At 55.5% G+C, this 24,913-nt stretch carries 23 protein-coding genes; 7 read left to right on the top strand and 16 right to left on the bottom strand.

Annotation, left to right across the window (positions count from 1 at the left end; all coding sequences use genetic code 11):
- Positions 1 to 19: 19 nt before the first annotated feature.
- A complete protein-coding gene (locus F3J26_RS07830; RefSeq protein WP_008455789.1) occupies positions 20 to 685 on the top strand; it encodes an alpha/beta hydrolase family protein in 666 nt (221 codons plus the stop codon).
- On the opposite strand, the gene pdeC is transcribed toward F3J26_RS07830, so the two are convergent.
- Positions 659 to 2,266 (bottom strand): cyclic di-3',5'-guanosine monophosphate phosphodiesterase PdeC, encoded by a 1,608-nt coding sequence (gene pdeC / locus F3J26_RS07825; RefSeq protein WP_166993619.1) that lies wholly within the window; start codon positions 2,264 to 2,266, stop codon positions 659 to 661. The two genes, F3J26_RS07830 and pdeC, sit on opposite strands and share 27 nt — an antisense overlap.
- A 442-nt stretch (positions 2,267 to 2,708) precedes the next feature.
- Here pdeC and F3J26_RS07820 point away from each other — a divergent pair, with 442 nt between their 5' ends.
- Entirely contained in the window at positions 2,709 to 2,990 is a 282-nt protein-coding gene (locus tag F3J26_RS07820) for a YjcB family protein (protein WP_008455794.1), read from the top strand.
- Between the two features lie 49 nt (positions 2,991 to 3,039).
- On the opposite strand, the gene modA is transcribed toward F3J26_RS07820, so the two are convergent.
- The 4 genes from modA to F3J26_RS07800 all read right to left on the bottom strand — a co-directional run bounded on the left by modA (position 3,040) and on the right by F3J26_RS07800 (position 5,596).
- Positions 3,040 to 3,744: a molybdate ABC transporter substrate-binding protein gene (modA, locus tag F3J26_RS07815; RefSeq protein WP_166993101.1), complete on the bottom strand. Its 705-nt coding sequence runs from the start codon at positions 3,742 to 3,744 to the stop codon at positions 3,040 to 3,042.
- Positions 3,744 to 4,796, bottom strand: a complete 1,053-nt coding sequence (locus tag F3J26_RS07810; RefSeq protein WP_166993098.1) for an ABC transporter substrate-binding protein — start codon at positions 4,794 to 4,796, stop codon at positions 3,744 to 3,746. Before F3J26_RS07810 ends, modA begins: the two co-directional genes overlap by 1 nt.
- 80 nt (positions 4,797 to 4,876) lie before the next feature.
- Complete coding sequence (locus F3J26_RS07805; protein WP_166993095.1) at positions 4,877 to 5,263, bottom strand: tautomerase family protein; 387 nt, start codon at positions 5,261 to 5,263, stop codon at positions 4,877 to 4,879.
- The gene (locus tag F3J26_RS07800; protein ID WP_166993092.1) at positions 5,264 to 5,596 is read right to left on the bottom strand and encodes a carboxymuconolactone decarboxylase family protein; all 333 of its coding nucleotides are present in this window, start codon (positions 5,594 to 5,596) and stop codon (positions 5,264 to 5,266) included. It abuts the gene before it with no gap.
- A 103-nt stretch (positions 5,597 to 5,699) separates the two neighbouring features.
- On the opposite strand from F3J26_RS07800, the gene F3J26_RS07795 reads away from it, so the two are divergent.
- The 3 genes from F3J26_RS07795 to F3J26_RS07785 all read left to right on the top strand — a co-directional run bounded on the left by F3J26_RS07795 (position 5,700) and on the right by F3J26_RS07785 (position 9,847).
- Positions 5,700 to 6,560, top strand: coding sequence for a LysR substrate-binding domain-containing protein (locus tag F3J26_RS07795; RefSeq protein ID WP_166993089.1), 861 nt, complete (start codon positions 5,700 to 5,702; stop codon positions 6,558 to 6,560).
- A gap of 414 nt (positions 6,561 to 6,974) precedes the next feature.
- Complete coding sequence (locus F3J26_RS07790) at positions 6,975 to 8,360, top strand: diaminobutyrate--2-oxoglutarate transaminase (RefSeq protein WP_008455804.1); 1,386 nt, start codon at positions 6,975 to 6,977, stop codon at positions 8,358 to 8,360.
- 14 nt (positions 8,361 to 8,374) lie between these two features.
- Positions 8,375 to 9,847 (top strand): pyridoxal-dependent decarboxylase, encoded by a 1,473-nt coding sequence (locus F3J26_RS07785; protein ID WP_166993086.1) that lies wholly within the window; start codon positions 8,375 to 8,377, stop codon positions 9,845 to 9,847.
- 50 nt (positions 9,848 to 9,897) lie between these two features.
- Here the strand turns inward: F3J26_RS07785 and F3J26_RS07780 are convergent, their stop codons facing one another.
- The 3 genes from F3J26_RS07780 to ssb1 all read right to left on the bottom strand — a co-directional run bounded on the left by F3J26_RS07780 (position 9,898) and on the right by ssb1 (position 12,168).
- Entirely contained in the window at positions 9,898 to 10,902 is a 1,005-nt protein-coding gene (locus tag F3J26_RS07780) for an alpha/beta hydrolase fold domain-containing protein (protein WP_166993083.1), read from the bottom strand.
- Entirely contained in the window at positions 10,886 to 11,518 is a 633-nt protein-coding gene (locus F3J26_RS07775) for a hypothetical protein (RefSeq protein WP_166993080.1), read from the bottom strand. The genes F3J26_RS07780 and F3J26_RS07775 overlap by 17 nt, the downstream gene beginning before the upstream one ends.
- Positions 11,519 to 11,637: 119 nt before the next feature.
- Complete coding sequence (gene ssb1 / locus F3J26_RS07770; protein WP_008455813.1) at positions 11,638 to 12,168, bottom strand: single-stranded DNA-binding protein SSB1; 531 nt, start codon at positions 12,166 to 12,168, stop codon at positions 11,638 to 11,640.
- Positions 12,169 to 12,401: 233 nt separating this feature from the next.
- Between ssb1 and uvrA the strand changes: the two genes are divergently transcribed.
- Positions 12,402 to 15,227 carry an excinuclease ABC subunit UvrA gene (gene uvrA, locus F3J26_RS07765; protein ID WP_008455814.1) on the top strand — a complete coding sequence of 942 codons (2,826 nt, stop codon included), beginning with the start codon at positions 12,402 to 12,404 and terminating at the stop codon, positions 15,225 to 15,227.
- Here uvrA and F3J26_RS07760 read toward each other — a convergent pair whose 3' ends face one another.
- The 5 genes from F3J26_RS07760 to dnaB form a co-directional block, all read right to left on the bottom strand.
- Positions 15,228 to 15,581 carry an MmcQ/YjbR family DNA-binding protein gene (locus F3J26_RS07760; RefSeq protein WP_166993077.1) on the bottom strand — a complete coding sequence of 118 codons (354 nt, stop codon included), beginning with the start codon at positions 15,579 to 15,581 and terminating at the stop codon, positions 15,228 to 15,230.
- 138 nt (positions 15,582 to 15,719) lie between these two features.
- The gene (aphA, locus tag F3J26_RS07755) at positions 15,720 to 16,433 is read right to left on the bottom strand and encodes an acid phosphatase AphA (protein ID WP_008455816.1); all 714 of its coding nucleotides are present in this window, start codon (positions 16,431 to 16,433) and stop codon (positions 15,720 to 15,722) included.
- 216 nt (positions 16,434 to 16,649) lie between these two features.
- Positions 16,650 to 17,843, bottom strand: a complete 1,194-nt coding sequence (locus tag F3J26_RS07750; RefSeq protein WP_166993074.1) for an aromatic amino acid transaminase — start codon at positions 17,841 to 17,843, stop codon at positions 16,650 to 16,652.
- Positions 17,844 to 17,901: 58 nt separating this feature from the next.
- Positions 17,902 to 18,981, bottom strand: a complete 1,080-nt coding sequence (alr, locus tag F3J26_RS07745; RefSeq protein ID WP_166993070.1) for an alanine racemase — start codon at positions 18,979 to 18,981, stop codon at positions 17,902 to 17,904.
- Between the two features lie 163 nt (positions 18,982 to 19,144).
- On the bottom strand, positions 19,145 to 20,551 hold the full coding sequence (dnaB, locus tag F3J26_RS07740) for a replicative DNA helicase (protein WP_008455821.1): 1,407 nt from the start codon (positions 20,549 to 20,551) through the stop codon (positions 19,145 to 19,147).
- Positions 20,552 to 20,630: 79 nt separating this feature from the next.
- Between dnaB and F3J26_RS07735 the strand changes: the two genes are divergently transcribed.
- Positions 20,631 to 21,614, top strand: a complete 984-nt coding sequence (locus tag F3J26_RS07735) for an NADPH:quinone reductase (RefSeq protein WP_166993068.1) — start codon at positions 20,631 to 20,633, stop codon at positions 21,612 to 21,614.
- A gap of 208 nt (positions 21,615 to 21,822) precedes the next feature.
- On the opposite strand, the gene dusA is transcribed toward F3J26_RS07735, so the two are convergent.
- The 3 genes from dusA to F3J26_RS07720 form a co-directional block, all read right to left on the bottom strand.
- Positions 21,823 to 22,827, bottom strand: a complete 1,005-nt coding sequence (gene dusA, locus F3J26_RS07730) for a tRNA dihydrouridine(20/20a) synthase DusA (protein ID WP_166993065.1) — start codon at positions 22,825 to 22,827, stop codon at positions 21,823 to 21,825.
- A gap of 85 nt (positions 22,828 to 22,912) precedes the next feature.
- The gene (locus F3J26_RS07725) at positions 22,913 to 24,220 is read right to left on the bottom strand and encodes a conjugal transfer protein TraF (RefSeq protein WP_166993062.1); all 1,308 of its coding nucleotides are present in this window, start codon (positions 24,218 to 24,220) and stop codon (positions 22,913 to 22,915) included.
- A 171-nt stretch (positions 24,221 to 24,391) separates the two neighbouring features.
- Positions 24,392 to 24,895 carry a cupin domain-containing protein gene (locus F3J26_RS07720; protein ID WP_008455830.1) on the bottom strand — a complete coding sequence of 168 codons (504 nt, stop codon included), beginning with the start codon at positions 24,893 to 24,895 and terminating at the stop codon, positions 24,392 to 24,394.
- Positions 24,896 to 24,913 lie beyond the last annotated feature (18 nt).

Here is a 24,913-nt window from a genome sequence, read left to right as displayed (position 1 = left end):
AAAACCAACAGGAGTTGGAGTGAAAAAGTTAAGTTTTGCCATTTTGGCCATCGGGCTTGCCTCAATGGCTGCTCAGGCGGCAACCATTTATACCGCGTTCCCTGACAGCGTTAATCCGAAACAGAAATACGTTTTTTATACGCACGGGAAAGTGTTAGAGGGAAATATTGACCGGCCGAGTAATCCAAATAAACCGCAGTGGGGCGTTTACGATTTCCCGGCGGTGAAAGAGAAGCTCAGCGATGATGGCTACAACCTGATTGCTTATCACAGAGCCAAAGATACTCAGCCAGATCAGTATGCCGAGAAGCTAAAGCAGGATGTGAACACGCTGATTGCAAAAGGCGTTCCGGCTAAGAATATTACGCTTGTCGGCTTCTCACGCGGCGGCGAAATTACCATTCTGGCGGCAAGTAAACTGCAGAATAAGGCGCTCAACGTTGCCATTCTGGCGGGATGTACTCATTCCATTCAGGATGACGCCCGCAATCGCCTGTACGGGAACGTGCTCTCCATTTATGAAGCCTCGGATGAAGTGGGTTCCTGCCAGACGATTGTGAACCACAGTCCGGGGATTACTCATTATAAAGAGATAAAAATCTCTACCGGCCAGCAGCACGGGGCATTTTTCCGCCCTAACCCAGAATGGGTTGTTCCTTTAAAGCAGTGGCTCGCGAGCCACTGAGGCCTTACGTACGGGGATCCCGCCTGGCGTATAGAGCCAGGCGATAAACTCTTGCGGAGGCAGTGCCTTCGCAAAATACCAGCCCTGGCAATACTCCACGCCGTGATCCACCAGCCACGCCACCTGCGCTTCGGTTTCAACCCCTTCGGCAATTGTCGTTAACTTCAGGCTGTGGGCAATTTCAATGATGTGTTCCACCAGCAAGTGGCTGGCCCGCTCGCTGGCGAGGGAATCAATAAAGCTTTTGTCGATTTTTAAAATATCGACGTTCAGGTACTGCAGATTGTGCAGATTCGAATACCCGGTGCCAAAGTCATCAATGGCGACTTTAAAGCCCGCGTTGCGAAACTCCTGGATAAACGGCCTGGTTTTTTCAACGTCAATAAACCCTCGCTCGGTCACTTCGATTTTTATCTGCTCTGGACGAATGTTGTAGGTTTTAATCCGTTCTGAAAGTACGGTGATTAAGCGTGAAGAGTGAAAATCAGATGCTGAAAGATTAATCGAAATATAGAGCCCAGGATGGTCGGCAAGAAATTCACCAAAATCTTTAAATACGGCATCAACCACATAGTCCGATATTTTGTGAATCAGACCTTCAGATTCTGCCAGCGGAATAAACGTCCCGGGGCTGATGGTTTGTCCATTAAAATTCACCCACCGCAGCAGCGCTTCCGCCCCCACGCAATAGCCATTTTGAATATCAATAATGGGCTGATAGTGAAGTTTGAGCTGTTTTCTGGCCAGCGCTCTTAAAAGCATCCGCCGCGGGGAATTTAATTGCTGACGGGTTCGGGACCACATAATTAATATCAGCAGGCTGCAAATAACGCCTAACGGAAGCGTCAGCGTCAGCTGGTGATACCACTGGCGGTTAAACAAGGTTTCTGACGTGGAAACAATCACCGCAATCGGTCTTTTAGCCGACTGGTCGACGGCGTAAAAACGGTTATCCTCGGTAAACGCTTTCTCTTTACGCAGAATAAAACTGTGCAGCAGGTCGCTGTCGGCCCCCGGACTTAAAGAGAAAAAACTGCGGGTGACGGTGTCGTAGACGCCATAAATCAGCGAGTCATCTTCGGACAAAACTTCTGACCAGGTGAGCGGGTTAATCACCGCCATATAATGCCCACGTTGCATGTAGGTCATTTTATGCCCGGCATAAAACGGCGTATCCAGATAATAAAAAATCGCGACGTCCGGTTTACGGGTATAAGAAGGGCGCGGCGCTGGCAGCGCTTTTAACGGCTTATAGCTGGTCGAGCACAGCAGCTTATCGCCGCTGACGTAAATTAAATCGGCGACAAAAAGTTTACCGCGCACAATATCCAGCATATTTGCCATATGCCGGGGACTGCATATTTCCCCGGAGAAACGTTCCGCCTCGCTGCGCGCCTCATTAACATGACTGATGACGATTTCCGTTTTTTCCATCACCAGTTTGCCAAAAGAGTGCAGGTGCTGCTGGGTGTCACTGGTGGCGCGAACATGGGCAAAATAAATTGCCAGCATTATCGGCAGGCAAACGATCAGGACAAAACCTGAGGTACGCAACGCCTTAAGATAAATCCGTTTCACCATGATGCTCACACGTCTCTGCTTTTATGCGCCTGTTTTTATACTTTATTAGAACAACCTGATGACCGCCGATTACGTTGCATCATAAAGCCTGCTTTAGCAATAGCCTTCAGCCGTTAACTCTGCGGAAATTAATTTGCGCAACAAAGAGATAAGAGGAACCGGGATGCTGTTTAGCTTAAGATTTAACCCACCGTGTTAATATGAGTTTTTCTGGGGTTAAAGCAGCAGGGAATGATTATTTAAACGAAATTGTGGTAAACGTCAGATAAACAAAATGTTCACGCCTTTCACGTCCTGGTTTTCCTAAAAACCCCCGCCGACCTGGCCTCAAAACCGCGCAAAAAACCATCACAATGCTGGTGATTAAACACACAAAAGTGATACACTTCACATTATCAGTGCAACAGAAAATTAAATTGCAGCTTTTTGAGGAACAAGGTTCATGGCAACAATCACCACCGGCGTGATGCTCATACGCTGGCCGCTGCTTAGTGCGGTTTTGATGTTTTTGGCAAGCAGCCTGAATATTCAGTTTCGCCGCTCGGATTACCGGGCTTTAGCCATAATCAGCAGCGGGCTGGGGATTGCCGCATCCTGCTGGTTTGCCATGGGTTTATTGGGCCTGACGCTCGGCGACTTCCCGATTATCTGGGCGTCGTTTAAAACGGGGCTGGTCGAGATCATCGCCAGAATGCCGCCCGAATGGCCGACGATGATGCCTTAACAGGCTGAGAAGCATTAAAAAAACCGCCTTCATCGGCGGTTTTTTACTTTCAGACGACAAAGCCGTAATCCCGCAGTATTTGCCGCGCAGCATCCGAGACCAGGAACGCCCGCAGCGGCTCCGCCCGTTCGTCGCATACCGCCAGCCCATAATCGGCCTGAATATTGTAGGACGCCGGGATCTCGAACACCCGCAGTTCACGATGGGCCTGCAGCGCTGCGGCATAGCTTCGGTAACCAATCATCAGATCGGCCTGCCCGCTGGCAATAAGCCACTGCGCCGCAAGCCTGCCGTCGGGCACGGCCTGCGTGTCCGGTCCGCCAACCAGAGCTAAGGCTCGCGGCTGCAGGGCGATGCCAAATTCAGCTTCAAATCTGCCAAAGAACTGCCAGGTATAATCCCCGGAAGGATCGCTGCCCGGCGTGGACGTGCCAATGCGTAAGGCCGGATTGCTCAATAGCGTTAGCCAGGTACTCTGCTCATCAACGCAGTGCGCCGCCGCCGTCAGGCAAAGGGCGTTCCCGGCAAACCGGTGAACCGCCCGAGCTTTGCCCCGCTCCAGCAGCGTGTGCGGGTGCGCCATGTTTGCCGACGCAAACAGCGAACAGTTTTCACCGGCTTCTATACGGGCTCTTAGCAGGCCCGCAGGCCCAAATTGCGTCTCTGTCGGCAAGCTAGTTTCCTGCTCAAACTGGGCCATAAGCGGCTGCCAGACCCGCCTCAGGCTTCCCGCCGCCAGAATTTGCAGCGTCATTACTCAACGCCTTCATAGTGGGTGCGGTAAAAACGCTGATACCAGCTGTCGGCCACTTTCTTCATGTCAATGTCTTTGAATCTGGCGGGATACAGTTTTTTCGCCATCCACAGCTCGCCGATCGCCATCGCTTCCGGCATCGGGTAGCCCCAGGCTTTGGCGTATTCCGGCATCAGCCAGACCTGATGGCTTTTCACCGCGTCGATCGGCTGCCACTCGGGCTTGCTGACGATCTCATCCACCACTTTGGGGTAACGATCCTGCACGAAGATCACCTGCGGATCCCAGGCGATCACCTGCTCCATCGACACCTGCTTGAAGCCTTTCACGGTCGACGCCGCCACGTTCAACGCGCCCGCGTGGGCCATCATCAGGTCGGTATATTTCCCGGATCCGTAGGTGGTCAGGTCAGGATTGGCCATATAAGCCCGCACCCGCTGGTCTGCCGGGATGTCTTTCAGGCGGTCGCTGACCAGCTTGCGCTCGGCAAAAGTGGCGTCGATCAGCGCTTTGGCCTGCTTCTCTTTATTAACCACTTCACCAATCAGCTCGATGCCTTCTTTCAGGCCGAGATTATAGGCTTGCTCTTCGTCCTGCATCGACGGGTTCAGTTTGCCCTGCTCGCCCGGTGTATCGTGCCGCAGAGAAATCGCAATCACCGGGATGCCGAGTTTGCTAATGCTGTCGATCATCTCCTGCGGCGCATAGTTGGTGACGAACACCACCTGAGGGTGCAGCGCCACCAGCTTTTCGGTGTCCACGCTGGTTAAATCCCCTAACTGGGCCTTATGCTCAAGCTCCGGTGCCAGGCGCGCGTAGCCGCTGCCAAGCTGTTGCTTCCAGTTCGCCAGAATGCCAACCACTTTGTCGGTGGCGTTCATTTGCACCAGCAGGTTGAGCGTTTGGTGCTGAAGCACCACGACGCGGTTAACCTCGTCGGGGATCGTGACCTGGCGGCCAAGCTGGTCGGTGAGCGTGCGGTTCGCCAGCGCAGCGAGCGGGGAAAGTACTAATAGTGCGCCCAGCGTCAGGCGGCGGGTAAATCGGTTCACGGCGGGAGTCCTTATGATCGTTGTGTATGAAAATATACAGCGATCATTTCCCCGCGCCCAGCGCTTTTAAGGGGTAGATCTTACTCCGCGAGCAAACTCGCCTTGCCCCCACCAAACGACCAGTCCTCAGCCTTGTTATGGCGAATGACGACCATAACGTCGTTGGGCTGAATGCCCGGTGAATCGGCAAGTTGATCGGTAATGACCCGGTAAAAACGCTGCTTCATCTCAATACTTCGTGGCTTACCGGCCGTTATCTCAATCAGAAGCCAGTCATTGCTGCGCGGCCCCGCCATATAGTGACGATCAAACCGCAGCGCTGATTTATCTTGCTCATGAAAAACCTGAAACAGATCTGCCTCCGGCACATCAAATGCCTCCACCAGCGCCCGCTGTATGCTGGATGAAACCGCCGCCAGCCAGGCCTCCGTTTTTCCTTTTAATAAGGTGACATGAAGTACCGGCATTTATTGCTCCTCCCGACGACATCCGACGATCAGCTTATCCAGTACCTTTAGCGCACTGTGGGCGGCAGGCCAGCCCGCATAAAAAGCCAGATGGGTGATCAGCTCGCTTAACTCCTCATCGCTGACGCCATTTTTGCGCGCTAATTCGAGATGAATAGGCAGCTGTTCAAGCCGATACAGCGCCAGCAGCGCTGCCACGGTGATCAGGCTGCGATCGCGTTTATTCAGTTCCGCTCTTTCCCAGATATCCATGAATAACAAGTCGTTGCTCATGCTGGCAAGTTTTGGCGCCCGGCTCAAAACCCGTTGAATGTCGTGTGATGTTTCGCCCATGAAGCCTCCCGGCTGTTGTTGACAACCTGAGCATACTCATTGAGTATCATTCTAAAAATCAGATATTTTTTAACCAATAATCCTGATTTTCAGGACAATAACTATGACGAATTTAGATCTCGACGTTCTCCGCACCTTTGTGACCGGCATGGCGCTCGGCAGCTTTGCCCGGGCAGCGGACCGGCTGGGGCGTTCAACCTCAGCGGTCAGCGCCCAGTTAAAGAAACTGGAAGATCAGGTCGGAACGCCGGTCGTCAAAAAATCAGGCCGGGGCCTGGCGCTGACACCAACCGGCGAAATTGTGTTGAGTTATGCGAAACGCCTGCTGGAGCTGAATGATGCCGCAATGGCTGCTGTGGGCGACACACAGCTGAGTGGGCTCTTACGGGTAGGGTTTCAGGAGGATTTTGGTGAGGGCTTGTTAACCGATGTTCTTGGGTCATTTAGTCGCGCCCACCCTGCCGTCATTCTTGAGGCACGTATCGCACGAAACGCAGAGCTGGAGTCCGCCCTCAACCATTCGCAGCTGGATTTGGCCTTACTCTGGCAAACGCCATCGGCCTCCGCAGAGAATGAGATCGGTAAAATTCCGCTGCACTGGATGGGCATCCCCGAGCAGGTAGAGGCATGCCTCGCCAATGGGCAGCCGCTACCTTTAGTGGTTTTTGACGCTCCCTGTATTTTACGCCGTCACGCCATTGAGGCGCTGGATTGCGCAGGGATCCCCTGGCGGATAGCCTTTACCAGCAGCAGTCTGAACGGCCTGTGGGCAGCGGCGCGAGCCGGATTAGGCGTGACGCCAAGAACGCAGGTAGGCAAACCAGCCGATCTCCCGATGATCCCGACGCTTCCCGCTCTCCCCTCATTAGGCATTTGTCTACCAAGAGCCTCATCTGAACCTAATCCGATTCGGGATTGCCTGGCAGACATTATTGAAAAACAGGTGGGCGTTTTTTGCCGTTAAAGCTGAACCATCGCCAGATTTACGGGTAAAAAGTGCAACCCCAGTTGCCAATCAATGTCCCAGGGTAATTTTTTGTTGTTAATTATTTCTATCCAGCAAAACCTGGTCTGTCCAGACCGTTTTAATACGCAAAATTAGGCCTTTCAGGGGGCTTTTTTTCCTGCCATTGCCAATAGTTGAGAGATCGGATGTCTGGATACCCGTCAAAAGAGTCTTCAATCCATTGATTTTAAATTAAAAAAATCGGAAAAAATTAATGATTGAGCGGGGGGGTAAAAAGCCATATATTGGCGGCGTTTTATGCACCCTAACCGATACCTATACTCTGGATAATTCGAGTTTCAACTTGAAGCATGACGAGTATTGTTTACTTAATTCAGCCGCTGCGCTCATGCCGACGGTTGTAGGAGAGATATGATGACGGATAAAGTCCGTATTGATACTTTAGATGCAAAATCTGCAAACGCTACCAACGAAACCTATTTGGCACGACAGGCTGAATTCGAATCGAATGTCAGAAGTTACCCGCGCAAATTACCGTTCGCTATAGCCAAAGCCCAGGGCGCCTGGATCATCGACGTGGAAGGTAACCGCTACCTTGACTGTCTGGCCGGTGCGGGCACATTGGCGCTTGGCCACAACCATCCTGACATCCTGCAAAGCATCCAAAACGTCATTACCAGCGGCTTGCCGTTACATACTTTGGATCTGACTACGCCGTTAAAAGACGAGTTCTCAGAATACCTGCTCTCTTTACTGCCGAGCCAGGGTAAAGAGTACTGCCTGCAGTTCTGCGGCCCATCCGGCGCGGACGCTGTAGAAGCCGCTATCAAGCTGGCGAAGAAACACACCGGCCGCAGCGGCGTAATCAGCTTCTCCGGCGGCTACCACGGGATGACCCACGGCGCGCTGTCCGTGACCGGCAACCTGTCTCCGAAAGCGGCCATCAACGGCCTGATGCCGGAAGTACAGTTCCTGCCATACCCGCACGAATACCGCTGCCCGCTGGGCATTGGCGGCGACGCGGGCGTGAAAGCGCTGACCTATTACTTCGACAACCTGATCAACGACGTTGAAAGCGGCGTGCGCAAACCTGCGGCCGTGATCCTCGAAGCGGTTCAGGGCGAAGGCGGCGTGAACCCGGCTCCTGCAGAGTGGCTGCAGCGCATCCGCAAAGTGACCAAAGAGCACGGCATCGTGCTGATCATCGATGAAGTTCAGGCTGGCTTTGCCCGTACCGGCAAGCTGTTCGCCTACGAACACGCTGGCATTGAGCCAGACATCATCGTGATGTCCAAAGCCGTTGGTGGCGGTCTGCCGCTGGCCGTATTGGGCCTGAGAAAAGAGATCGATGCCTGGGAACCTGGTCACCACACCGGCACCTTCCGCGGCAACCAGCTGGCAATGGCCACCGGCCTGACCACCCTGAAGTACCTGAAAGACAACAAAGTCGCAGACAAAGTTGCCGCTCAGGGCGAATGGCTGAAAGGCAAACTGTACGATCTGCAGAAACGCTACCCGGCTATCGGCCACGTTCGCGGCCTGGGCCTGATGCTCGGCATTGAGATCGTGAAGCCAGAAGAAGCACAGGATCACATGGGTTGCTACCCGGCTGACGGCGCGCTGTCTGCTCTGATTCAGAAAAAATGCTTCGAAGCGGGCCTGATTCTGGAGCGCGGTGGCCGTAACGGCTGCGTGCTGCGCCTGCTGCCGTCCCTGCTGATCAGCGACGACGAGCTGGAAATCTTCCTGAGTAAATTTGAAAAAGCCTTGTTAGCCGCTGGCGCAAAAGCTGTCTGACTGGAGTAATAAATATGTCCCGATCTAACCCGATTCTGGCCTCCTCTGCCCAGAGCATTGAGGAGTACCAGCAGGCGATCGCCCAGACCAGCCAGGCCGTAGTGGAATGGCTGCAGCAGCCCCAGATGTACAAGGGCAAAACCGTCGCCGAGCTGAAAGAACGCATTCAGCTCGACTTCAATCCTCAGGGCCTGGGCAACCAGGTCGCGATTGAACGCGCGATTGAGTATTTCTTAAAAGACAGCCTGCTGGTGCATCACCCGCAGTGCGTGGCGCACCTGCACTGCCCAAGCCTGGTGGTTAGCCAGGCCGCAGAAGTGCTGATCAACGCCACCAACCAGAGCATGGACTCCTGGGACCAAAGCCCGTCGGCGACCATCATTGAGATGAAGCTGATCGAATGGCTGCGCGCGCAGGTCGGTTATCAGCCTGGCGACGCGGGCGTGTTCACCAGCGGCGGGACCCAGAGCAACCTGATGGGCCTGATGCTGGCGCGTGACGCTTACTTTGCGCGCCAGGGCCACTCTGTCCAGCAGGATGGTCTGACCGGTGATATCCGCAAAATCAGAGTACTGTGCTCTGAAAATGCCCACTTCTCCGTGCAGAAAAACATGGCGCTGATGGGCATGGGCTACCAGTCAGTCACGCTGGTGAAAACCGATGAGTTTGCCCGCATGGACGTTACCGACCTGGCGGCTAAAATCGCCCAGGCGCAAGCGAACGGCGAGCAGATCATGGCTATCGTCGCCACTGCCGGTACGACCGATGCAGGCGCTATCGACCCGCTGAGCGACATCGTGAAGCTGGCCGCAGAGCACCAGATTTGGGTACACGTTGATGCAGCCTGGGGCGGCGCACTGCTGCTGTCCGAGAAGTATCGTGATTACCTGAACGGCCTGGAGCTGGTGGATTCCGTTACCCTGGACTTCCACAAGCAGTTCTTCCAGACCATCAGCTGCGGCGCGTTCCTGCTGAAAGATGCTCGCCACTACGAGCTGATGCGCTACCAGGCGGCATACCTGAACTCCGAGTTCGACGAAGAGCAAGGCGTACCGAACCTGGTGTCCAAGTCGCTGCAGACCACCCGCCGCTTTGACGCTCTGAAGCTGTGGATGGGCCTCGAAGCGCTGGGCCAGAAACAGTACGCTGAAATCATCGATCATGGTGTGACCATGGCGAAGAATGTGGCGGCCTATGTGGCTGACCACGCTTCTCTGGAGCTGGTGATGCAGCCTCAGCTGGCGAGCGTGCTGTTCCGCTTCCGTCCGGCAAGCCTGGCTGGCCGCAGCGATGCGGAAATCGCGCTGCTGAACCAGAAAATCGGTGATGCGCTGCTGGAGTCTGGCCGCGCGAACGTTGGCGTGACCGAGCATAACGGCGTGACCTGCCTGAAGCTGACCCTGCTGAACCCAACCGTCACCCTGGAGGATGTCAAAGTCCTGCTGGCGCTGGTGGAGAAAACCGCAGAGCCGCTGCTTAACGCGTAATTTTTTGCGAATGAATAAAAGCCGGTCGCGATCCCTCGCCGCCGGCTTTTTTATTGCTTTGAGTTCTCCAGCCTGAGCTGGCGACGAATAAATTTCGTCACTTCTTCCACCAGATCTCTGTCTTCAGGCGTTCCCATAAATCCACCGTGCGGCATCGCCTCAAAGACGTGCAGCTCAGCTTCAACGTTCGCTTTTCTCAACACCCGGTGCAACCTCACCGCATTCGACAGGAATAAATCCCGCGTGCCGCTTTGAATCAATGTTGCCGGGAAACCACGGGTAAAATCGCCAAACAGCGGCGAAAGATAAGGATGCGTTAACTCAGCCCCCGCGGCATAAAGCAGGTTGTTTTCCCTCAACGATCCCGGCAGTACCACATCCACAAGCTGGTTCACCTGGAAGCTGTCGCCGGACTCGGTCAGATCTGCCTCCGGGGACAGCAGCACTAAGGCACCTGGCAACGGCAAGCCTTCATCACGCGCCCGCAGCACCATCGCAGCGGCGAGATTCCCACCAGCCGAACGCCCGGTAATCACGATATTTTCCGGGGCATATTGCTCGAGCAGGTAACGGTATATGGCCAGGCAATCATCCAGCGCAGCCGGATAAGGATGCTCGGGCGGCATTCGGTAATCGACGCTATAGCAACGAAGCCCATACTGCACAGCCTGGGTGCTGGCACTGGCCTTGCAGGCTTCCCCCCCGCCAAAGGTAAACGCCCCGCCGTGCAGATCCACCAGAACGTGATGTTCCGAAGCCAGCGCGCCTGGCGTGGCAATATGCACCGTAGCCTGCTCAATCTGCAGTGTTTGTAGTTCTGGCTCATCGCTCGCTGGCCTGGATTTCATGGCTTCGGCATACCAGGCCGCCGAAGTGGCCTGAATCTGTTTCCAGGCTTCACCGTCGGTGTGGGATGGCATCGCAAAGCGCGCGTTGTGGGGCATGCCATGCTCATCAACCTGGCGGCGCAGAGCGGCCTGCGCTTCATCGCTGATGGAATCAGGGAACGGGATAATGTGCTCGGGGCGCAGAACGCCATCAATTTTGTCTGTCATTGCCTGACCTGTGATGAGTGTCTGCCGCCAGCTTTCGCTGGATAGAGAGTAGCGTGCGCCGCCTGATCCAGCCGCTGGCCGGACGAATGAGCATCCAATAGAGAGCGAACAGGGCTTTCACGCGCGGCGTTGGGCAATAGACAAAGGTTTCGGTACGTAATACCGCCGTGCCGTTGTTCTCAGGCGTGACATCAAAGCGCAAGACCAGCTTAGCCGCGCGTGAGTCGGCAAAATGCTTGAAGGCTTCGGCATCTTTCAGAGACTCGACGTCAAGCAACGGTCGCCAGAAACGCCCGGCCAAACCAAAAGAGACTTCCTGGCTGCTTTGATGCAGCAGAGTGAAAGAGCCAAACCCGAAGGTATCGGCTGGTTCCGTGCTCTCTGACTTAAACAACGCCCGGCGCAGGCGGCGAGGGAGCTGGCGCAAACGGAGTAGCCGACGAATAACCGGATCGTCTTCCATATTCAGCGCCAGAACCGCCTGAATAATGGCTTCAGGCGAACCTTCAATAGGCGGGGAGAGATGCTTTTCATAAAAGCTAAATGAAGGCAGCCATGGCGTGGCGTCCGCCTGACGCCGACACGCTCTCTCACTGACAAAACCTAAAAATGCCACGGTATCTTCCTTATCCGAGGGCCGCCTGTCCGGCAGATTTCATGCCGCCATAATAGAAAAAAACCCTGCGAGGCAGGGTTTTATTTGTTCGTCACGTACAGGGTTACATCCTGAGGGGATCAGAACGGGATATCGTCGTCGAAATCCATTGGCGGTTCGTTAGATGGCGCTGGCGCGCTCTGCTGCTGCGGACGAGACTGCGCGCCGCCGCTGAACTGGTTGCCGCCCTGTGGTTGCTGAGGCTGACCCCAACCGCCCTGCTGCTGGCCGCCGTTGCCGCCTGCCGGAGCGCCGCCGCCCTGACGGCCGCCGAGCATCTGCATGGTGCCGCCCACGTTAACCACAACTTCGGTAGTGTATTTTTCTACACCAGCCTGGTCGGTCCATTTACGGGTTTGCAGTGCGCCTTCGATATAAACCTGAGAGCCTTTACGCAGGTATTCACCGGCCACTTCGGCCAGTTTGCCGAACAGCACCACGCGGTGCCACTCGGTTTTTTCTTTGGTTTCGCCGGTTTGCTTATCACGCCAGGACTCTGACGTGGCCAGTGTAATGTTGGCGACAGCGCCCCCATTTGGCATGTAGCGTACTTCCGGGTCCTGACCCAGATTCCCAACGAGAATCACCTTGTTTACGCCTCTGCTGGCCATGTTCGTGTCTCCTGAAACGTTTTTAAATAGTCTAAACCGGGGATTCTACACTATGCCACCCACAATGTTTATAGCTGCGAGGGACATTCCAGAATGTCGGCTAAGTATAGCTCGTTTCATTAAAACACTGGATATTCATTCAGGTTTTATTGTGTCATAATTAGCCGTTTCTGGCCGTCGGTTGTACCTCTATACATACCAGGCGCATGCAGTCATTATTCCGGGAAAGGTGAATGGATAAGATCGAAGTTCGGGGCGCCCGCACCCACAATCTCAAAAATATCAACCTCGTCATCCCGCGCGACAAACTGATTGTTGTCACCGGGCTTTCGGGTTCAGGCAAATCCTCGCTGGCATTCGACACCCTGTACGCGGAAGGGCAGCGTCGCTACGTTGAGTCCCTTTCGGCTTACGCGCGTCAGTTCCTGTCGCTGATGGAGAAGCCGGACGTCGACCATATCGAAGGGTTGTCTCCTGCGATTTCTATTGAACAGAAATCCACGTCCCATAACCCGCGTTCCACCGTCGGCACCATCACGGAAATCCATGACTACCTGCGTCTGCTTTACGCCCGCGTAGGCGAACCGCGCTGCCCGGATCACGACATCCCGCTCGCGGCCCAAACCGTCAGCCAGATGGTGGATAACGTGCTTGCGCAGCCGGAAGGCAAGCGCCTGATGCTGCTCGCGCCGATCATTAAAGATCGCAAAGGCGAACACGCCAAAACGCTGGAAAACCTGGCCAGCCAGGGCTATATCCGGGCGCGCATCGACGGCGAAGTCTGCGACCTGTCCGATCCGCCAAAATTAGAGCTACAGAAAAAGCACACCATTGAAGTGGTCGTCGACCGCTTTAAGGTACGTGAAGACATCGCCCAACGCCTGGCCGAGTCGTTTGAAACCGCGCTGGAGCTGTCCGGCGGGTCTGCCGTTGTCGCCGACATGGACGATGAAAAAGCGGAAGAGCTGCTGTTCTCCGCCAACTTTGCCTGCCCGGTCTGCGGCTACAGCATGCGCGAGCTGGAACCGCGCCTGTTCTCCTTTAACAACCCGGCCGGTGCCTGCCCGACCTGCGACGGCCTGGGCGTACAGCAATATTTCGATCCCGATCGCGTGGTGCAAAACGGCGAGCTGTCGCTGGCCGGTGGCGCTATCCGCGGCTGGGATCGCCGTAACTTCTATTACTTCACCATGCTGCGCTCGCTGGCCGATCACTATAAGTTCGACGTGGAAGCCCCGTGGAACGAGCTGAGCGACGCGGTGAAGAAAGTTGTGCTGCACGGCTCGGGCAAAGAAACAATCGAATTCAAGTACATGAACGACCGCGGGGACACCTCCGTGCGCCGCCATCCGTTCGAAGGCGTGCTGCACAACATGGAGCGTCGCTACAAAGAAACCGAATCTTCCGCCGTGCGCGAAGAGCTGGCGAAATTCATCAGCAACCGCCCCTGCACCAGCTGCGAAGGGACGCGCCTGCGCCGTGAAGCGCGCCATGTATTTGTAGAAAATACCGCGCTGCCAACGATTTCTGATATGAGCATCGGCCATGCGATGGAATTCTTCCAGAACATGAAGCTCAGCGGCCAGCGGGCGCAAATCGCGGAAAAAGTACTGAAAGAGATCGGCGATCGCCTGAAGTTCCTGGTGAACGTCGGCCTGAACTACCTTTCTCTCTCCCGTTCGGCAGAAACGCTGTCCGGTGGTGAAGCCCAACGTATTCGTCTGGCAAGCCAGATTGGCGCCGGGCTGGTTGGCGTGATGTACGTACTGGATGAGCCGTCCATCGGCCTGCACCAGCGCGATAACGAGCGCCTGCTGGAAACGCTGATTCACCTGCGTAACCTCGGCAACACGGTGATTGTGGTTGAGCACGACGAAGACGCCATTCGCGCCGCCGACCATATTATCGATATTGGTCCAGGCGCGGGCGTGCACGGCGGCCAGGTGGTCGCGGAAGGCACCATGAAGGATATTATTGCGGTGCCGGAATCCCTGACCGGGCAGTTCCTCAGCGGCAAACGCGAGATTGCGGTGCCGAAACAGCGCGTTGCTGCCGATCCGTCAAAAGTGCTCAAGCTCTCCGGCGCGAAGGGGAACAACCTGAAGGACGTCACGCTGACGCTGCCGGTGGGGTTGTTTACCTGTATTACCGGGGTATCCGGCTCCGGCAAGTCGACGCTGATTAACGACACGCTGTTCCCGATTGCCCAACGTCAGCTAAACGGGGCGACAATCGCCGAACCGGCACCGTACCGTGAAGTTCAGGGCCTGGAACACTTCGATAAGGTCATCGACATTGACCAAAGCCCGATTGGCCGCACACCTCGTTCCAACCCGGCGACCTACACCGGCGTGTTCACCCCCGTGCGCGAGCTGTTTGCTGGCGTACCGGAAGCGCGCTCGCGCGGCTATACGCCGGGGCGCTTTAGCTTCAACGTTCGCGGCGGGCGCTGCGAAGCCTGCCAGGGCGACGGCGTAATCAAAGTCGAAATGCACTTCCTGCCGGATATCTACGTGCCGTGCGACCAGTGCAAAGGCAAACGCTATAACCGTGAAACGCTGGAGATTAAGTACAAAGGCAAAAGCATTCACGAAGTGCTGGATATGACCATTGAAGATGCCCGCGAATTCTTCGACGCCGTTCCGGCGCTGGCACGTAAGCTGCAAACGCTGATCGACGTGGGCCTGTCCTACATTCGGCTTGGCCAGTCGGCGACCACGCTGTCAGGCGGTGAAGCACAGCGCGTTAAGCTGGCGCGTGAGCTGTCTAAGCGCGGCACCGGCCAGACGCTGTATATCCTCGATGAGCCGACCACCGGCCTGCACTTTGCGGATATCCAGCAACTGCTGGAAGTGCTGCATCAGCTCAGGGATCAGGGCAATACCATTGTGGTGATTGAACACAACCTCGACGTGATTAAAACCGCAGACTGGATTGTGGACTTAGGGCCGGAAGGCGGCAGCGGCGGCGGCGAGATCCTGGTCTCCGGCACGCCGGAAACCGTCGCCACCTGCGAAGCTTCTCATACCGCGCGTTTCCTCAAGCCACTGCTGAAGTAGTCAAACCGACAATTGCTGCCTGACCTGCTCAGGCAGCAATGCCACCGCCTGCTGATACGAAGCATCCACCAGATAATAAATTTGCGAGCCGGGCAGCGAGCCGTCCAGGTAAAGCGTGCTCCAGTGCGCCTTATTCAAATGGGCGCTGGGGAAGACGTCCTGATGCTGCTGACGAAGAAGGTCTGCCAGATCGGGCGTGGCTTTGAGGGAGACTGCCGGGCGCTGGTTCTCCGCATGCACCATGGCAAACAGCACATCGCCGACTTTGATTTGCGTGGCCTTCCAGTCGCTGTGCACGCTCTGCTCTGCGCCGGGTTTTTTCATGCAGTACTCTAAAAGATCCGAATGGGTCATCTTCATTTCCTCGTCCTGAACGTTTACCGGAAGCATTCGCGGCAGCATTAAGTGTGCGCCAAAAGCGGATAACAGACGAGGGAATTGATTAAAAAAACGGCAGACAACTTATGTTAGCTGCCGCTTTTCTGGCCGGGATCAGTATTCGGAGTTGACGATAACCTCTTCGCCAAACGAGCCTGCTTTCGGCAGCGGCTGGTAGCTGGAGTTGGAGGCTCGCAGGATACGAATGCCGCGCGCGCCGACGTCCTGGGCCGCGGTGATGTCGTTGTCTGAATCGCCGTAGAAGATTTTGATTTTCTTCTCTTTCAGCCACTGCGTTTTGGTGTTCTGGCCTTCTTTATCGCCGGCAAAGATCACCGGATTGACGCTCGGCTCCGGGATCAGGAAGTCGTTTTGCAGGGTTTTGGTGACGGTTTCGGTTTTGGTCTGGCTGCGTCCGGTCACAAAGTACACGCTGTCGCCGCGCTTGAGGTGCATGGTGATCAGGCTTTTTGCCACCTCTTTAGGCATGCTGAAGTCATCCCAGCCGTTGTTCATCTTTTCCCAAAAAGCCGGGTTTTTCAGGTAGTCCTGCTTACCCGGCGAGAACTCTTTTTGCCCGCGATAAAAGCCCGGGCTGGAAAACAGCACGGTATCGTCGATATCAAACCCGACGGCGATAGGCGCGCGGCCAAGCAGGCTATTTTCAATTTGTGCCACGGAAACCCAGTGGATTGGCACCTGTTGCGCCAGCTGCGCCACGGTGACGCCAGGATTCAGCGGAGCGGGGGCGGATTCGGTTGCCAAAGCGGCATGATTGAAGCCTGCCAGCAGGCAGACGGCACTGAGTGCCAGGGCGATCTTACGCATTGTTTTCCCTTTATTTTCTGTTTTTAATCGTTGTTAAAATGAGCAGCCTTGCCATAAAGCCTTCCGACCATACCTGCCGGGGACCGATCGACAAAGATTTTTTTCAGTTTTATGTCAGAGAAAATAGGCAGGGTCACAGAATAGAGCAGGAATTTCCTCTCCCAAACGGGAGAGGAAAAAGAGAACATGCGGTAACTAAATAAAGTTAGCGAGCACTTACATCACTGCAGCGAACGCCTGCGCCACGCGCTGAACGTTGCTGTGATTAAGCCCGGCAACGCAGATACGACCGCTGGTGAGCAGGTAAATGCCAAACTCATCACGCAGGCGGTCGGCCTGAGCCGCGCTTAGCCCGGTGTAGCTAAACATGCCGCGCTGTTTCACCAGGTAGTCAAAGTTGCGCCCCGGCACAGCTTTAGTCAGCACTTCCACCAGCACCTGGCGCATTTCCAGAATACGCACGCGCATGGTTTCCACTTCCGCAATCCAGCTTGCTTTCAGCTTCTCGTCATTCAGAACGGTCGCCACAACCTGCGCCCCAAAGTTCGGCGGGCTGGAGTAGTTGCGGCGCACGGTAGCTTTGAGCTGACCTAGCACTCGCCCTGCGGCATCGCTGTTTTCGCAAACTACGGAAAGCCCGCCCACGCGTTCGCCATAGAGAGAGAAGATTTTAGAGAAGGAATTGCTGACCAGCATCGGCTGCCCGGAGGAGGCGATGGCGCGGATGGCATAGGCATCCTGCTCCATGCCCGCGCCAAAGCCCTGATAGGCGATGTCGAGGAACGGGATCAGGTTGCGTGCTTTAAGAATTTCCGTGACGGCATCCCACTGGCTGTCGGTGAGATCCGAGCCGGTTGGGTTGTGGCAGCAAGGGTGCAGCAGCACGATGCTAAGTTCAGGCAGCGTATTCAGTTTTTCCAGCAGCGCCTCAAAGCGCACGCCGTTGGTTGCGCTGTCGAACCACGGGTAAGTATTCACGGTGAAACCCGCGCCTTCAAAGATGGCGACGTGGTTTTCCCAGGTTGGATCGCTGACCCACACCTGTGAATCAGGGAAATAGGTTTTCAGGAAGTCAGCGCCAATTTTTAAGGCACCGGACCCCCCGAGCGTTTGCACGGTGGCAATGCGACCTTCCACCAGCGCCGGGTGGTTAGCACCAAACAGCAGCGGCGCGATGGCGCTGCGATAGCTGTTCAGGCCCTCCATCGGTAAATAGAGAGAGGCGCCGTGAGCCTGCGCGTTCAGGCGAGCTTCTGCTTCTGCCACGGCCTGTAACTGCGGGATCACCCCGTCTTCATTGTAATAGAGGCCGATGCTGAGGTTGACCTTGTCGCTGCGCGGATCGACTTTAAAGCGTTCCATGAGGGAAAGGATCGGGTCGCCAGCATAGGCGTCAACTTTTTGAAACACGGTGAGGTTCTCCTAGTTTACAGTTCGCGGATTTCCACTGTAAACCAGGCGAGGACACTCAGTCCAGATACTTCATTGTTACCCTTGAAGTCAGGCGAGTGATAAGTTCGTAAGCACTTACATTCGAATATTCGGCGATGCGTTCGACCGGCAAACCTTCCCCCCACAGCACTGCGCTATCACCCGGTTTATCGGCGGCATCCGGGCCTAAATCGACGCAAATCATGTCCATGGCAACGCGCCCCACAATGGGCACTTCGCGACCATTGATCAGCACCGGCGTGCCGGACGGCGCGCTGCGCGGGTAACCATCGCCGTAGCCCATAGCCACCACGCCAAGGCAGGTGTCACGCTCGGCAGTCCAGGTCCCACCGTAGCCGACCGGCTCCCCGGCTTTATGGCCGCGAACCGCGATCAGGCTTGAGGTTAAAGACATCACCGGCTGGAAACCAAAGTCTTCACCCCACGGCTTTTGTTCCAGCGGCGAAACGCCGTACAGGATGATGCCGGGGCGAACCCAGTCCATATGCGAGTCGGGCCACAGCAGAATGCCGCCCGAGGCGGCGATAGAGCGCTGCCCCGGCTTGCCTGCAGTGAAAGAATTAAAGATATCGAGCTGGCGCGGGGTGGCGTCGGACTCCGGCTCATCGGCACGGGCAAAGTGGCTCACCACGTTTACCGGCTGGCTGACGTTTTTGCAGGCGGCCAGGCGCTGATAGAAAGCTTCGGCCTCTTCCGGGCGCACGCCGAGGCGGTGCATCCCGGTGTCCAGCTTCATCCAGATGGTGATGGGCTGGCTGAGATCGGCCTGCTCTAACGCTTCCAGCTGTTGAATGCTGTGGATCGCCGTCTGGAAGTTCTGGGCGGCAATCGTCGGCAAGTCTTCAGGATTGAAGAACCCTTCCAGCAGCAGAACGGGTTTAGTGATGCCACCTTCCCGCAGGCGCAGGGCTTCTTCGAGGCGGGCCACGCCGAAGGCATCGGCGTTTTCTAAGGTGCGGGCGGTCTCCAGCAGACCATGCCCATAGGCGTTTGCTTTCACGACTGCCACCAGGCGACTGTTCGGAGCCAGTTCGCGGAGGCGTTGCAGGTTGTGTCGCAGAGCGCGGCGGTTAATGACGACGGTTGCCGCTTGCATGTTCGTTCCTTGCTCAGTGTTTGGATTAAATGCTACCCATCCTCTAAATCATTCAGGTCACAGCAAGGCGGCAAAATAACTCAGCCCAATGAGCTTACTAAAGTAAGTGGTTCGGGTAAGAGTGCAGCCCACGCCGCTGTGGCTTGAAGGATGACGAGGATTTTTATTCTTCGTCGTACTGCGGCCCGGCATAGTTATCGAAGCGTGACCACTGGCCGTTAAAGGTCAGGCGTACGGTACCGATCGGGCCGTTACGCTGCTTACCGATGATGATTTCCGCGATACCTTTCAGGTCGCTGTTTTCGTGGTAAACCTCGTCGCGATAGATAAACATGATCAAGTCGGCATCCTGCTCGATGGACCCAGATTCACGCAGGTCAGAGTTGACCGGGCGTTTGTCGGCGCGCTGTTCCAGGGAGCGGTTAAGCTGCGACAGCGCCACCACCGGAACCTGAAGTTCTTTTGCCAGCGCCTTGAGCGAGCGGGAAATCTCGGCGATCTCCAGCGTACGGTTGTCGGACAGCGACGGCACGCGCATCAGCTGCAGGTAGTCAATCATGATCATGCTTAAACCTTCATGCTCACGGTAGATACGGCGGGCACGGGAGCGCACTTCGGTTGGCGTCAGGCCAGAAGAGTCATCGATGTACATGTTGCGCTTCTCGAGCAAAATGCCCATGGTGCTGGAGATACGCGCCCAGTCCTCATCGTCCAGCTGGCCGGTACGGATTCGGGTCTGGTCCACGCGCGACAGCGACGCCAGCATACGCATCATGATCTGCTCGCCGGGCATTTCGAGGCTGAAAATCAGTACCGGTTTGTCCTGCAGCATGGCGGCGTTTTCGCACAGGTTCATCGCAAAAGTGGTTTTACCCATCGACGGACGAGCGGCCACGATAATCAGGTCAGAGCGCTGGAGGCCCGCTGTTTTCTTGTTCAGATCCTGGTAGCCGGTATCCACCCCCGTGACGCCGTCGTGCGGCGTCTGGTAGAGGGACTCAATTCGGGAAACCGTGGCTTCCAGGATCTGGTCGATGCTTTTCGGGCCTTCATCTTTGTTAGCGCGGTTTTCGGCAATCTGGAAAACGCGGGATTCTGCCAGATCCAGCAAATCTTCACTGGTGCGCCCCTGCGGGTCGTAGCCGGCATCGGCAATTTCATTGGCGACCGCAATCATTTCACGCACAACCGCACGTTCGCGCACGATATCCGCGTAAGCGCTGATGTTCGCCGCACTTGGCGTGTTTTTAGAGAGTTCCGCGAGATAAGCAAAACCACCGACGCTCTCGAGCTGCCCCTGGAGCTCCAGGGATTCAGAAAGCGTAATCAGGTCGATGGGTTTGCTCATTTCGAGCAGGCGCTGCATTTCGGTAAAGATCATGCGGTGCGGACGGCTGAAGAAGTCGTTAGCGACCACGCGCTCGGCGACGTTGTCCCAGCGTTCGTTATCCAGCATTAAACCGCCCAACACCGACTGCTCCGCCTCAAGCGAGTGCGGCGGCATCTTCAGCCCTTCTACCTGACGGTCGCGGGGTTCTTTCGGTTTGTTGAAGGGTTTATTTCCTGCCATAGTGAGGGAGCTACCAAATTCATAGTGAGAGACCGGGAAGTATAACCATTCTTGTCACTCTTCGACACAAGGAGTTTCCATGGCAACGCGCATCGAATTTAGCCAACACGGCGGGCCAGAAGTATTGAAAGCCGTTGAGTTTACGCCGAAAGATCCGGCGGAGAACGAAGTTCAGGTTGAGAATAAAGCGATAGGTATTAACTACATTGATACCTATATCCGCAGCGGGCTCTATCCGCCACCGGCGCTCCCGAGCGGGCTGGGTACCGAAGCGGCTGGCGTTGTCAACAAGGTCGGCAGCAAAGTCACTCACCTGAAGGTTGGCGATCGCGTTGTTTACGCGCAGTCTGGCCTGGGCGCATACAGCAGCGTTCACAATGCGCCAGCCGATAAAGTCGCTAAAATCCCGGATGCTATCTCTTTCGAACAGGCAGCAGCTTCTTTCCTGAAAGGCCTGACCGTGTTTTACCTGCTGCGTAAAACCTACGAAATTAAAGCCAATGAAACCTTCCTGTTCCACGCGGCGGCGGGCGGCGTGGGCTTAATTGCCTGCCAGTGGGCGAAAGCGCTGGGCGCCAAACTGATTGGTACCGTCGGTTCAGCACAAAAGGCCGATCGCGCTTTGCAGGCCGGGGCGTGGCAAACCATCAACTATCAGCACGAAAATATCTCTGAGCGCGTCAAAGAGCTGACCGGCGGCAAGAAAGTGGCAGTCGTGTATGACTCCGTCGGGAAAGAGACCTGGGAAGCGTCGCTGGATTGCCTGCAGCGCCGTGGGCTAATGGTGAGCTTTGGTAACTCTTCCGGGCCGGTGACCGGCGTGAACCTGGGCATTCTGAACCAGAAGGGATCGCTGTACGTGACTCGCCCTTCTCTGAACGGCTATCTCACCACCCGCGCCGAGTTCGATGAAGCCTGCCATGAGTTGTTTTCGCTGATCGCCAGCGGCGCGATTAAGGTGGATGTCGCGGAAAACCAGAAATTTGCGCTGAAGGATGCGGTGCTTGCACACCAGACGCTGGAGAGCCGTGCCACGCAGGGTTCAAGCCTGTTAATTCCGTAACCCACTCAAAATTCAGAAAGAATTAGGGCTTCCCGGAGGAAGCCCTTTCTTTTTTGTTCGTGCTGTATGTAGGGTACAGCGCGATGAATTCTTGTTACTGCGAAAGGATAGTCGCAGATTTAATAAGTAAAAGAAATGACGCCACCGGGATTAAGTTCAGGCTTGTGATCGGCTCCGCAATACCTGAATTCTCCCGGTGGCCTTAAGGCTAAAGCTGACGCTTATCGGCAACCAAAGACAGCGCGTGTTCAACCACTTCAATGCCTGCCCCGGCTTTATGAGCGTTTTCGCTTAAGTAACGGCGCCACTGACGCGCGCCCGGTATTCCCTGGAATAAACCAAGCATATGCCGAGTTACATGGCCCAGGTAGGTGCCGTTTGCCAGTTCGCGTTCAATGTATGGATACATCGCTCGCACCACGGCAACGGGATCGCTGTCCGCAACATCTGCCCCGAAAATTTCGCGGTCAACCGTCTTCAGCAAGCCCGGGTTTTGGTAAGCCTCGCGCCCGACCATCACGCCATCGAGATGCTCGAGGTGGGTTTTCGCTTCTTCCAGCGTCTTAATCCCGCCGTTAATCGCCATGGTGAGCTGCGGGAAATCACGCTTGAGCTGGTACACGCGCGGGTAATCCAGCGGTGGAATTTCACGGTTTTCTTTTGGGCTCAGGCCAGAGAGCCAGGCTTTACGCGCGTGGATGATAAACATCTCGCATTCGCCCTTGCCTGCCACAGTGCCAATGAAATCGCAGAGAAATTCGTAGCTGTCCTGATCATCAATGCCGATGCGGGTTTTTACCGTCACCGGAATAGAAACCACATCGCGCATCGCTTTAATACAATCGGCAACCAGCTGCGCTTCACCCATCAGGCAAGCACCAAAGCGCCCGTTCTGCACCCGGTCAGACGGGCAGCCCACGTTCAGGTTAATTTCATCGTAGCCGCGCGCTTCGGCGAGTTTCGCACAGTGTGCCAGCGCCTGAGGATCACTGCCGCCAAGCTGCAGCGCAATCGGATGTTCTTCTTCGCTATAGGCCAGATAGTCCCCTTTACCGTGGATGATCGCCCCGGTGGTCACCATTTCGGTGTACAGCAGCGTGTGGCGGGACAGCTGACGCAGGAAATAGCGGCAGTGGCGATCTGTCCAGTCGAGCATCGGCGCAATGGAGAAACGGTGCGGCTGGAAAGGAGTCTGGTTGCTTTGTGAGGACATACGTTTACGCAGGCTACGATTAAAAAAGGGTCGCTACTATAGCATAAAGCAGCGCCGGGGCATCAGGCTGCCCCGGCATTCAGCATCAGAAGGCCACGCTCAACTGCGCCCCCGCGCCCCAGGTTTGGTCTTCGCCGTACAGGCCCATCAAATCGATATTGACGTGTTTGCCTGCCGCGAACCCCACCCCGCCGGTAAAGACGTTGCTGTCATTGCTTTTCACATCCGCACGATAGCCGGCACGCAACGCCAGCCAGGAAAGCGGCCTCACCTCAGCGCCAACACCCACATACTGAGAGTTGGCTTCGCTTTTAAAGCCTTTGGTTTCGGTCAGATCGCCGTCCGCGCTCAGGGTCACCAGCTCGTTATGCCAGGCTACCCCGGCGGTCACCAGCGGGCTGATTTGCCAGGTATCTTTGTAGTTCCGTACTTCGCCGGTACGCCCGTTAATGATGCGAATATCTTTCGTGTCGATATCGCGGGACACCAGGTTCTGGCCGCTCAGGCCGACTGTCCAGTTCTCGCCAAAATCGGCCGCCACGCCTGCGTCAAGGTTGAATCCAGTGTCATCGTTGCGGTACTGACTGTTCTTCCAGTCGCCGCTGCGATAGTCGTAAATGGACGTGGTGTAGTTATACAGCCAGGTCTTCTGCAGCTTAGGCGTGACGCCAACTGACACCGGCACGCCGCCAACGTCAAACTTGTGGGCAAGAGCAATCCCATAATCAGAAACAATGGCCGCGCGACCGGAAGCGGTTGAGTTCAGGTTACGGGTAATCTGACCGGAACCATTTTGCAGCGCATCAAACGCCACCTCTCCCGCTACCGCGCTGGAGTTTTGGATACTTCGCAGGTAATTGATGTCGTTCTGATCGATATCAGAGCTGACTTTCGCTCGGGCGTAAGCTTTAGTGACGAAAGCCACGGAGAGAGTGTCATTTGGGATGCTAACCGCAATCCCCGCGGCGGCTTTGGCCCTTGCCGTATCGCCCCGCAAATCTTCGAGTTCCCCTGCTAAATCTCCTGCTGCGCTGCGAAACTGATTTAACGTTCCGTTCGGATTAAAAAGAATATCCCGCAGCGTCAACGACCCAATAGATTGTTTATAGTTATCAACTTTGTCGCTGATGCCGTCGATGCGATCCTGAAGGTTGTCTTTATCCGTTATTTGCGCCCCGACAGACGGTAAAATAACGGTAATATTGTCGTCTGGTTTGGACCGGGCTAATAGCGCCGGGTTGATTAATACGCCGCTGCCATAATTAGCCGAAGCCACGCCGGTGCCCCCCATCGCATCGTTTCGCGCTTCGGACCAGGTCCCTGCTGCCCCGGCCTGATGGGCAATAAAGAAGGTTGCGGCGAGTGTCGCCACCGAAGATTTTATTTTATTCATTCACAGCACGCCTGTCTGATTGTCAGATGAAGTAATTCGCCCCTGACAGTTATGACTGAACAGAGGCAGACTATTGCTGTGAATAGCGCGATAAAAAGATGGATATTTGAACCATCAGGATCCCAGATATATCCTTAGGGTTAACGTCTTATTGTTTCCATGCTAATTAATTTATAGTTTACCCTTCGGCTTTCGTGAAGGAAGACCGTTGTGCGGGCCAAAGAATTGAGGCGGATGATCTATCCAACGATCCTGCCGCTGCACGGCATAAGACTGATTTAGCGGGTAATAAATTTTATTTTCGGCTTTATTGGCTTCACCTACGACTAATAGCCGCACATCCTGTTCGGTATTATTAATAAAGGTATGGCAAATGCCGGTTCCGGCAGGAAATCCCACGCTATCGCCCGGCTCGAGCGCCCAAAGATGACCGTTGATCCACACTTCGGGGTGCCCTTCGAGCACATACGCAAACTCTTCTTCGCTGCTTTCCGCGTGGGGATAAGAGGTTCTGCGGCCCGGAGGAATACGCTCATGGTGAATCCCAAGGCGGGTTAAACCGAAATTACGGGCCAGAGGAGCGCCAATAGAAAACAGCTCCGCGCTGTCCGGGTAAGTTGCGTCATCCTCGCCTTCCAGCTCGCGCCAGTGACGAATACAATCAGGTTTTTGCATCACTTCCTCCTGGGTAGA

The organism is Enterobacter sp. Ap-867 (genome assembly GCF_011752855.1).
In the GTDB taxonomy this organism is placed as follows: domain Bacteria; phylum Pseudomonadota; class Gammaproteobacteria; order Enterobacterales; family Enterobacteriaceae; genus Cedecea.
Note: the sequence above shows the minus strand (reverse complement) of the source record. Positions and strands in the feature narration are given on the sequence as shown.